This is a genomic window from Bacillus sp. 220_BSPC (genome assembly GCF_001054655.1).
GTDB lineage: Bacteria > Bacillota > Bacilli > Bacillales > DSM-1321 > Peribacillus > Peribacillus frigoritolerans.
On record NZ_JVPL01000182.1, the window covers coordinates 1 to 4,605 of the forward strand.

The 4,605-nt window shown below is 37.4% G+C and carries 5 protein-coding genes and 1 pseudogene; 2 read left to right on the forward strand and 4 right to left on the reverse strand.

From position 1 onward, the window contains the following. Positions 1–116 precede the first annotated feature (116 nt). The 4 genes from ADA55_RS27770 to ADA55_RS12850 all read right to left on the reverse strand — a co-directional run bounded on the left by ADA55_RS27770 (position 117) and on the right by ADA55_RS12850 (position 3,419). The gene (locus ADA55_RS27770; protein ID WP_053087403.1) at positions 117–419 is read right to left on the reverse strand and encodes a hypothetical protein; all 303 of its coding nucleotides are present in this window, start codon (positions 417–419) and stop codon (positions 117–119) included. A gap of 306 nt (positions 420–725) precedes the next feature. Then, the gene (locus ADA55_RS12840) at positions 726–1,673 is read right to left on the reverse strand and encodes an LLM class oxidoreductase (RefSeq protein WP_048684402.1); all 948 of its coding nucleotides are present in this window, start codon (positions 1,671–1,673) and stop codon (positions 726–728) included. Positions 1,674–2,004: 331 nt separating this feature from the next. Further along, positions 2,005–2,313, reverse strand: a complete 309-nt coding sequence (locus tag ADA55_RS12845) for an ArsR/SmtB family transcription factor (protein WP_048684404.1) — start codon at positions 2,311–2,313, stop codon at positions 2,005–2,007. 740 nt (positions 2,314–3,053) lie between these two features. Beyond that, the gene (locus tag ADA55_RS12850) at positions 3,054–3,419 is read right to left on the reverse strand and encodes a winged helix-turn-helix transcriptional regulator (RefSeq protein ID WP_048684406.1); all 366 of its coding nucleotides are present in this window, start codon (positions 3,417–3,419) and stop codon (positions 3,054–3,056) included. 208 nt (positions 3,420–3,627) lie between these two features. On the opposite strand from ADA55_RS12850, the gene hxlA reads away from it, so the two are divergent. Both hxlA and ADA55_RS12860 read left to right on the forward strand, forming a co-directional pair. Beyond that, positions 3,628–4,260: a 3-hexulose-6-phosphate synthase gene (gene hxlA, locus ADA55_RS12855; RefSeq protein WP_048684410.1), complete on the forward strand. Its 633-nt coding sequence runs from the start codon at positions 3,628–3,630 to the stop codon at positions 4,258–4,260. A gap of 8 nt (positions 4,261–4,268) precedes the next feature. Then, positions 4,269–4,466: pseudogene (locus tag ADA55_RS12860) on the forward strand (6-phospho-3-hexuloisomerase); the annotation flags it as partial. Between the last annotated feature and the right edge of the window lie 139 nt (positions 4,467–4,605).

Consider the following 4,605-nt stretch of genomic DNA (forward strand, 5'->3'; position numbering starts at 1 on the left):
TGGAAAAATACAGAACAAACGCCAAATGGTTGACACCAATCGCTTGAAATCGATGAAGTAGATCAACTAAACGGTTTCTTCCCACGGAATAGCCTAAGGGTATGGGGACAGGCATTTCATCGGGATTTTCCAATAAATTGATGAACACCCAGTTTCGCTGCAAGTTTAGCACTGTTTTCCCCCAAACCTAATGAAAATAAGTTCGGGGCGTCTTCTGTCCGTGGTACGGCACTAACTTTTCCATCATTACTTAGGAATGTTATGAGGTCTGTCAATTTATCGGGATAGTCAGCTAGTTGATTCGGCTGGCCAACGGCCAACAACGATCGAATGTTTTCATTTCCTCCAGGTGAACGTCCGACACCTGCCTCTATTCTTCCGGGAAAAAGTGATTGTAATTGAAATAGCTGGGTAGCCACCTTATATGCACTATACTGTGGAAGCAGGATTCCACCACTGCAACCTTCAATTTGGCAGTCTTAGCTGCGACTGCAGCCATCATAATTTCAGGGGAACTTGATCCTAGCCCTCGTTGCATGACCAATAGCGTTCATACCCTAATTCTTCTACATATTGAGCCATTTCAATCGTGCGAGCAGTTGTCTATTCTGCAGTCACACCCCTTTGGTTGCGCCATCTGATCTAAAACACCTAACTTCATTGTCAAATACTACTTTTTTTTCATCTCTCCAATTGACTATTAAAATTATAATTTCAGATTAGCATTACGTTAAGGCCGGAAATAGAGGGACTACTTCTTCCGCTAATTCTTGTATTACCTCTTCCGCAGGGCGACGACTATATTTGTTATTTATAAATACATGGTTAACTCCGACTTCTTGTAATGCGTTTAGAAATTCGATTAAGAATTTATGGCCACTTCTGAACCCTAAGTGAATAGATGTTGGCCCTTCATTCGGATCCTCAGTTAAATCAATATATAGCGATTGGGCAAATGGTTTAAATCCATCTGTTAATGAACGATAATCTCTAATGAGTCTCTCTTGTTGAGCTGGATTACGTGGATAACCAAGTATTCCATCACTATTTTCCGCAATCCATTCCATTGATTGCCCAGAAAAACCCGTTACAAATACTGGGATATAGCCTAAAACTGGTTTTGGCAGAAGATCTGTTCCTCCAGTCAGACTTACCCTACTAGAATTAATCGTAGGGAATGATTTTGCCCAAACTTCCTTCATCACATAAAAAGCTTCTTGATATAATTCAGTCCTTTTTTCTCGGTCAACGCCATAAGCGTTAAATTCAATCGGACGATCTCCCGTTGCAAGACCAAATAAAAGTCTTTCCCCTGATACTTTGTCCAAGGATGCTGCTGATTTAGCAAGATTTAATGGATGTTGAAATGACGTTATCGCACTTGCGGTTCCTAAGGCAATTTTCTTTGTATGCGCTGCTATATGGCTAAGGAATACCCACGGATCATACATTTGTCCTACATCTCCGAATGACGGATCATTTAATGGAACATCTCGGACAAATAGAGAGGCAAAATTGGCTTTTTCAGCAACAGTTGCTAGTTTTATTTGTTGTTCCAAATCCATTTCTGGAATGTTGCCTTGGTAGGCTTCAAGTGGAAAAAGCAAACCTAAAGTAAGTTTATTTTCTTGAAATGTTCTCGAATATCCATTATGTTTTTCAAATTTGTTCATGTTAATTTTCACCCTTTTTATCTCTTAGAATTTCAGTATATTATTAAACAACGGATTGTATTGGATCAATAGGAAACAAAAGCGAATACTTCATCCTTATTCTTATGGACACCATTTCTAAATTCGTCTAAATCTCTTCCTTACTATAATTAATAAATCAGCTACTTAAATAAAGCTGAAATCATAGAAGCGTATATAATAAATTAACATATCTCGAATTAACGATTTATTTTAATAAAAAAATATATGACCTAACACATTTACATATTCAGAAATCTCGATATATACTAATTAATTAAAGTGAATTGCTTGAAGCAATTCACTTTAATCCTCAAATCTCTTTCGCAATGTAATTGCCTATTTCTTTAATAACTTCTTCATTACGCTTATAGTATGTCCACTTCCCCTTACGCGTTGCTTCGAGTAGCCCAGTCCGATGTAACATAGTAAGGTATTGAGAAGCCGTTGATTGTGTTACATTTAACTTATGATGCAGCTGTGATACGCATACACCCTCTTTCTCAAAGCTAACCCCTTCAGAAATAGGGAGGGTAAAATAGTTTTCAGGTTCTTTTAACCACTTCAAAATCAGCAAACGTTTTTCATTAGACAATGCTTTAAAGATTTCTATGATATCCATATGTTTATAATATCATTAATTCCCGATATGTCAATTTGAGTTTTCCCCTATAAGGATATCAATCGAAGTTAATACCTACTACCAAGCATGTTAGTTATCTAAATATAGTCAGAATACTATTTACGGACCCAATCAATCTGAACATAATTAGAGCCTCCTTATACAGCGTTTGTCATTGTCATCCGGATTATGCCAAAGCAGTCGTAGCAGTGAAAAATGCGGCAGATCAATAATCACTTTTTTGTTCAAATTTATTGATCTTCGACAATCGAGGCATTATCTACAGTATGGAAAAAAGCCCAATTTATCAATTTAATGCTGAGAAATTGGGCTTTTTAATATGGTATTTCCTTAACGTTGTAAAATCGCGTTTTGCTGGTGGTACCCCTGTAAGTACGCACTTTATAATTAAATAGTATCAGTAAAATTACATAGTGTAATAAAGCATACCAATTACTGGGTCTTTGTATAATATTCCTAGAAACGAAAAGGTTTTCCTCTCTGAGTAGACACTCCTTCATTAAGCAAACCGTACACCACCATGGCTAGAGATTTGCACCAATGCCGGGTGCATGTGAAAAAGCCAAGGTCAGCGACTATACAAAATCGCTAACCTTGGCTTTTAATAATGATTATTAAATGTTGTGCTTTTCTCTACCTTAATTTGATACGTGAGTGACCATATCAAGGTAAAGAAAAAGGAGAAAACATCTTTGAATAAGAAAGAGGGGATAGTTTTTCTACTTGATATCCTCTTTTCTTTTTACTTGGCCCCCAACGACATTCTCCATATAATTTTCACCCCAATTATACATCGAATCAAGAATCGGCATCAGGCTTTCTCCTTGTTCTGTCAGAGAGTATTCCACTTTGGGAGGTACAATTGGATAGACTTCGCGATGAACAATAAGATCTTCTTCCAGCTCTCGAAGCTGGTTAACGAGCATTCTTTGAGTGACGCCCGGCATAAGAGCCTTCAGTTCACCAAAACGCTTGGTCCCCTGTTTGCCTAGGTGCCATAAAACAAGCATCTTCCATTTCCCCCCAATAACAGAAAGGGTCAATTCCTTCTCACAATTGAATGTTTTATTCTGTAGCCTTGTCATTCAAATCACCTCCAAATATAAATCCTTAATCACATAGTATACTTTTTAACACTATGTAAAATTAAAGTGCGTACTTACAAAAATATTATACTTAGTATACGATACATTGTACAGTCGATATGAATTTCTTGCTGCGCAATGATTGAGTGCCAGAGGAAAATACTTACTGTGGAACAAACTAAAACATACTATTAGGAGTGAAGGATAAATGGAATTACAATTGGCACTGGATTTAGTAAACATTCAAGAAGGTATTGAATTGGTTAAACAAGTGGAGGAATATGTTGATATCGTAGAAATCGGTACACCTGTGGTTATTAATGAAGGGCTTAGGGCTGTTAAAGAAATGAAAGAAGCTTTCCCTTCTTTGAAAGTATTAGCTGACCTAAAAATTATGGATGCAGCCGGTTATGAAGTGATGAAGGCATCTGAAGCTGGCGCTGATATCATCACGATTCTTGGTGCAGCTGAAGATATGTCCATCAAAGGGGCTGTTGAAGAAGCTAAAAAACAAGGCAAAAAAATCCTTGTTGATATGATCGCTGTGAAAGATCTTGAAACTCGTGCTAAAGAAGTGGATGCATTTGGCGTCGACTACATCTGTGTGCACACTGGCTACGATCTTCAAGCTGTTGGAAAAAATTCTTTTGAGGACCTTCAAACCATTAAACGTGTTGTAAAAAATGCAAAAACTGCTGTAGCAGGCGGCATAAAATTAGATACACTTCCGGAAGTCATTAAAGCACAACCTGACCTCGTTATTGTTGGTGGAGGTATCACTGGACATGCAGATATTAAAGGGACAGCTGCCCAAATACAAAAATTAGTAAAACAAGGCTAATATCCATCATGCAGACTTCTCAATATTTAGCTGAATTCATAAAAGAGCTAAATCGTTCAGTAGACTTAATAGCTGATGAAGAAGCTGAAAGACTGGTTAATGGGATTCTTGAATCAAAGAAAGTTTTTGTAGCGGGTGCAGGAAGATCCGGGCTTATGGGTAAATCCTTTGCCATGCGAATGATGCACATGGGGATAGTAGCTTGGTTTATGCCTAAAAAATTTTTAAAGTCTTCAGGTAACTGCATAACACTAGCTCCTTTTTATTTTTCAAAGGGGTACCACCAGCAAAACGCAAATTTACAACGTTAAGGAAATACCAATATTAAAAAGCCCAATTTCTCAG

Excerpts from the sequence above, each read along its gene's own strand:
- ADA55_RS12845 (WP_048684404.1), bottom strand. The coding sequence starts at position 2,313 with ATGGATATCATAGAAATCTTTAAAGCATTGTCTAATGAAAAACGTTTG.
- ADA55_RS12840 (WP_048684402.1), bottom strand. The coding sequence starts at position 1,673 with ATGAACAAATTTGAAAAACATAATGGATATTCGAGAACATTTCAAGAA.
- ADA55_RS12850 (WP_048684406.1), bottom strand. The coding sequence starts at position 3,419 with ATGACAAGGCTACAGAATAAAACATTCAATTGTGAGAAGGAATTGACC.
- hxlA (WP_048684410.1), top strand. The coding sequence starts at position 3,628 with ATGGAATTACAATTGGCACTGGATTTAGTAAACATTCAAGAAGGTATT.